6 protein-coding genes are annotated in these 4,090 nt (G+C 65.8%); all 6 read left to right on the forward strand.

Going from position 1 to position 4,090, the window contains the following annotated elements; genetic code table 11:
• Positions 1-120: 120 nt before the first annotated feature.
• The 6 genes from RZ1_RS29085 (at position 121) to RZ1_RS29110 (ending at position 3,652) form a co-directional block, all read left to right on the forward strand.
• The gene (locus tag RZ1_RS29085) at positions 121-312 is read left to right on the forward strand and encodes a hypothetical protein (protein ID WP_072816379.1); all 192 of its coding nucleotides are present in this window, start codon (positions 121-123) and stop codon (positions 310-312) included.
• Positions 313-338: 26 nt separating this feature from the next.
• Positions 339-554, forward strand: a complete 216-nt coding sequence (locus RZ1_RS29090; RefSeq protein ID WP_029547350.1) for a hypothetical protein — start codon at positions 339-341, stop codon at positions 552-554.
• Between the two features lie 77 nt (positions 555-631).
• A complete protein-coding gene (locus tag RZ1_RS29095; protein ID WP_072816381.1) occupies positions 632-1,573 on the forward strand; it encodes a DUF3560 domain-containing protein in 942 nt (313 codons plus the stop codon).
• 61 nt (positions 1,574-1,634) lie between these two features.
• Complete coding sequence (locus RZ1_RS29100; protein ID WP_072816383.1) at positions 1,635-2,030, forward strand: hypothetical protein; 396 nt, start codon at positions 1,635-1,637, stop codon at positions 2,028-2,030.
• 483 nt (positions 2,031-2,513) lie between these two features.
• The gene (locus tag RZ1_RS29105; protein WP_039585755.1) at positions 2,514-3,314 is read left to right on the forward strand and encodes a ParA family protein; all 801 of its coding nucleotides are present in this window, start codon (positions 2,514-2,516) and stop codon (positions 3,312-3,314) included.
• Positions 3,311-3,652: a hypothetical protein gene (locus RZ1_RS29110; RefSeq protein ID WP_072816384.1), complete on the forward strand. Its 342-nt coding sequence runs from the start codon at positions 3,311-3,313 to the stop codon at positions 3,650-3,652. The genes RZ1_RS29105 and RZ1_RS29110 overlap by 4 nt, the downstream gene beginning before the upstream one ends.
• Positions 3,653-4,090 lie beyond the last annotated feature (438 nt).

Genomic DNA, 4,090 nt, shown 5'->3' on the forward strand with positions numbered 1-4,090 from the left:
GCTACACCCGCAAAACCGCAGGTCAGAGCCTATAAACGTGTGACCAGCGTCACCAGAAAAGCACCGGAAAAGCACCAACAAAACATCGAAAAAGCATCAAAACAGATGTAAACTAGAGGCATGAACAAGGAAGAGATCACCGCGAAGCTCCACAACCTCGGCCGCGACATCGATGCCCTGCTCGAGAACATCTCGACCGGCAAGGACATCTCCGTAGTCCTGGCCGAGTCCCGCGACACCAAGGCCGCCGCCCGTGCCGCAGGCATGACCGAGGACGAAATCAGCGCCGCAATCGAATCCGGCCTCAGCTGACCGACCACCCCGGAAGGAAAGACGCGATGACCACTCCCGCCCCCGTCCAGACACTCGAGCTTCCCGACCAGTGGTGCGACTACAACGGCTGCACCACCGAAGCCACCCACACCGACGGCGAGTGGGTCATGTGCCCCCACCACGAGGAACGCGCCTACCGGACCACCACCTACTGGCGGCCGATCCTCCGCTGGACCACCCGCCCCGGCCCCCACTGGCCGGTCTTCATCGCCGAGTACTGATCCACATTCCGCGCCGGTGGGGAGTCACCGCGACTCCCCACCGGCGCGCACTACCGACCCGAACAGGAAACGCCCACATGCTCACCATCACGCACACCCCCACCGAGGGCACGATCATCGACGGCACCAGCAAAGGCGACGGCACCGCGCCGATCCTCAAAACCGCAGGTTGGAAATGGGGACGCAGCATCACCGCCTGGTACATCCCGCACAGCCGCGACCGCGCCCCCCACCTCGCCCGCATCGAACACACCGCCGCCGCCCTGCGCGCCGCCGGCTACGACGTCGAAACCGACATCGACACCACCCTCCGCGACGGCACCGACGCCCACCACGACCGCAACGAGCGTCTGACCGACCGCGCCGCCGCCCTCGCAGCCAAGGCCGAACGCAAGGCCACCGCCGCCGCCGCCGCCCACGCACGCCACGACCACGCCTGTGCCGCACTGCCCGAAGGCGGAGAACCCATCAAAGTGGGACATCACAGCGAACGACGCCACCGCCGCGCCCTCGACCGCGCCCACACCACCGCCCGCGCCTCGATCGAAGCCGACGCCGCCGCCCGCTCAGCCGCCGAATCCGCCCGCATCGCCGCCCGCAGCACCGATCACCGCTACACCCCCGCAGTGATCCACCGCCGCATCGAACGACAGAGCGCCGAACTACGCAGCATCGAACGCCACCTCACCAAGTACCGCGCTGCCGGACACACCGCCGAGACCAGCAACCACATGCACCAACTCGAACTCAACAAAGCCGAACTCGAGCGCGACATCGAATACTGGACCGCAGTACGCGCCGAACAGGACGCCACCGACGGCCCCAAGCTCTACAGCCGCGCCGACCTACGCCCCGGATGCTTCGTCAACTGCTCCGGCACCTGGCACAAGGTGATCCGAGTCAACGCAAAGTCGGTCACCGTCGCCACCGCCTACAGCTGGACCGACCGACTGCCCTACGACAAGATCACCGACGCCCGCGCCGAGGACGCCCACACCCCCATCCGCCCAGGTCAGTAACCCACATCCGGCGGCAGCGACCCCCTCGCGGCCGCCGGTCCCCACTCGCCGCGAGGACGCCATGACCGCCGAATCCCTGTTCGCCGAGTGCATCATCCCCGGATGCAAACAGCCCGTCACCGACGAACTCACCCCCTGCCAGACCTGCCGCGCGATCTTCGGACCCATGCTGCACGAAGCCGACCGACCCCCGAGCTACACCGCCGCCGACCTCGCAGAACGAGACGCAGGCACCGCCGCCGCCTACCGCATGATGCGCGCACTACCCACCGCGGCCCAGCACAACGACCTGGACACCGAGCGAGAACGCCGCACAGCCGAACACGAAAAAGCCGCAGCGCAGGAACGCGGCGAAGCCGAAAAAGCCAACCAGACCTGCTGGCTCTGCGAAGAACGACGAACCTGCCTTCTCCGCCCCCAAGGGTGGGAATGCCGACAGTGCCGCGAGATCCGCTGACACACGGCCCGAGCCGGACGCCCCTCACGGCCCCGGCTCGGGCCGCCGCCATATCCGCCCCACCCGTACGGTCTGCCACCACCGCGAGGCCGGCCGAGAACCGAACCCGAAGGAGCGGCTGCGCCGCACAGACCCCACCGCCGACCACGAGCCCGACGCGAATCCCAGCGGCCCCCCTGTGCGCGAGCGCCACCGATAGTGTTGGATGTTGGCTAGCGTCACGCACCAGCCGACAGGACTGGAAACCCCGCGAACGCAACCAGATTCAACCCACCACCCCCACCCCCGTGGCAGCGGTGGCCGACGGCCAGGGCATCGAGCCCTGGCCGTCGCCGTTCCATCCACCACTGACATGAAACCGCACCTGAACAGATGCAACACCACCCAGTCCGCAACAGTCACGAAACCGCCATCCGATAAGAACCAGAAAAGCACGCTTTATGAATCAGAAGTGATGTATTATTGCATCAGGAAAGGGAGGCCATGAGTTCGAAAATCATTCTGATCGGCAACGAGAAGGGCGGGGTGGGCAAGACCACCACCGTGCTCAACGTCGGTGAAGCCCTCGCCCGTGCCGGCGAAAAGGTGCTCCTGGTCGACCTTGATCCCTCCGGCAACCTCACCCACACCCTCACCAAGTTGCAGCCCGACCTCCGTGCCGCAGCGAAGGTGACCGCCGATCACATCGTCGATATAGACCCGGAGACCCGAAAGCCCGCTGCCGAGGCGATCCTCGATGCAATACGCCCCGGCGTCGATCTCATCGCCGCCCCTGCGAACGCGGCCCACCTCATCGCCGCCGAGAAGAACATCACCAACGATCCCATCGAAGGCCCCCATGTCCTGCGGGAATCACTCGAGCCGATCCGTGACCGCTACGATTACATCCTCATCGACTGCTCCCCCACGCGAAATGCCCTCGAGATGTGCGCGCTCGTGGCCGCTGACCAGCTCATCGTCCTCAACGAAGCGCATGACTTCAGCATCGCGGCCATGCAGGGCGTGACCTCGTACGCCCAGAGCATCAAGAAGCGGCACAACAGCACTCTGTGGGTCCGCGGCACCATCCTCAACAAGGTGCAGTCCGGAACGGTCCTCGCTCGCGCCTGGACCACCCAATTCACCGAGGCCGGCATCCCCGTCCTCGGCAGCGTCCGATCCGCCGAGCCGATCAAGAGGGCCGTCAACGACGGAGTATCCCTCGCCGACACGAAGGACGGTTGGCGTCACGCCTTGGTCTATGACGACCTGGCCACCACCATTACCCAAAGGAAGAAGTCATGAGCGACATCCGCAGCATGTTCGACGCCGAAGCTCCCGACGAGAACGTCCCGGCACGGTCCGCAGCACCGAAGAAGATCGTGCAGCAACCCACCTTGACCCGGCGCACGTTCACCCTCGCCGAATCCGTCATCGACGCTGCGACCAACGCTCAAAAGGGTCTGCGCGGTGTCTACCCCGGCGCACACGGCAGTCTCAACAGCTTCATCGAGGCCGCCATCGCCGAGTACACCCACAAGCTCGAAGAGGAATACAACGGCGGCGAGCCCTTCCCCGAGGTGGAGAAGGTGCGCCGGCGCAAAGCCCGCGGCAGCAAGAACGACAGCACCGACGAGGACTGACCGCACCACAGTCCAACCGTTGAAGGCCCCGACCTCCTGGTCGGGGCCTTCGGTCTATGCGGGCCTCGTGTACAGGCACAGAAACTCCCGGCCCGACCCGCATCGCTCTACCGATCCCCGGGGGCTCCGCCCCCGGACCCCTGTCCTCCCTCCCGAGGTTCCCGCTGCTCCGCGTGCGCCGCGCCCGGTCGCCACACCACGGCCCTACCGGACCCGCCGACCACCGAGCAAGGGAAAACCCGCCCTTGCCCGGTGGTCACCGCGCCCGGTTCACCAGGCCGCACCGACCGACCGAGGTACCCGCTCCACCACCGCCACCGAACCCCGCTACACCCGCAAAACCGCAGGTCAGAGCCTATAAACGTGTGACCAGCGTCACCAGAAAAGCACCGAAAAAGCACCAACGAAACATCGAAAAAGCATCAAAACAGATGTAAA

Origin of the sequence: Rhodococcus zopfii NBRC 100606 = JCM 9919, from assembly GCF_001895025.1 — a bacterium.
GTDB lineage: Bacteria > Actinomycetota > Actinomycetes > Mycobacteriales > Mycobacteriaceae > Rhodococcus > Rhodococcus zopfii.

What these genes read in the sequence shown, in the direction of transcription:
- RZ1_RS29085 (WP_072816379.1), top strand. Translation starts at nt 121, where the DNA reads ATGAACAAGGAAGAGATCACCGCGAAGCTCCACAACCTCGGCCGCGAC.
- RZ1_RS29105 (WP_039585755.1), top strand. Translation starts at nt 2,514, where the DNA reads ATGAGTTCGAAAATCATTCTGATCGGCAACGAGAAGGGCGGGGTGGGC.
- RZ1_RS29110 (WP_072816384.1), top strand. Translation starts at nt 3,311, where the DNA reads ATGAGCGACATCCGCAGCATGTTCGACGCCGAAGCTCCCGACGAGAAC.
- RZ1_RS29100 (WP_072816383.1), top strand. Translation starts at nt 1,635, where the DNA reads ATGACCGCCGAATCCCTGTTCGCCGAGTGCATCATCCCCGGATGCAAA.
- RZ1_RS29090 (WP_029547350.1), top strand. Translation starts at nt 339, where the DNA reads ATGACCACTCCCGCCCCCGTCCAGACACTCGAGCTTCCCGACCAGTGG.
- RZ1_RS29095 (WP_072816381.1), top strand. Translation starts at nt 632, where the DNA reads ATGCTCACCATCACGCACACCCCCACCGAGGGCACGATCATCGACGGC.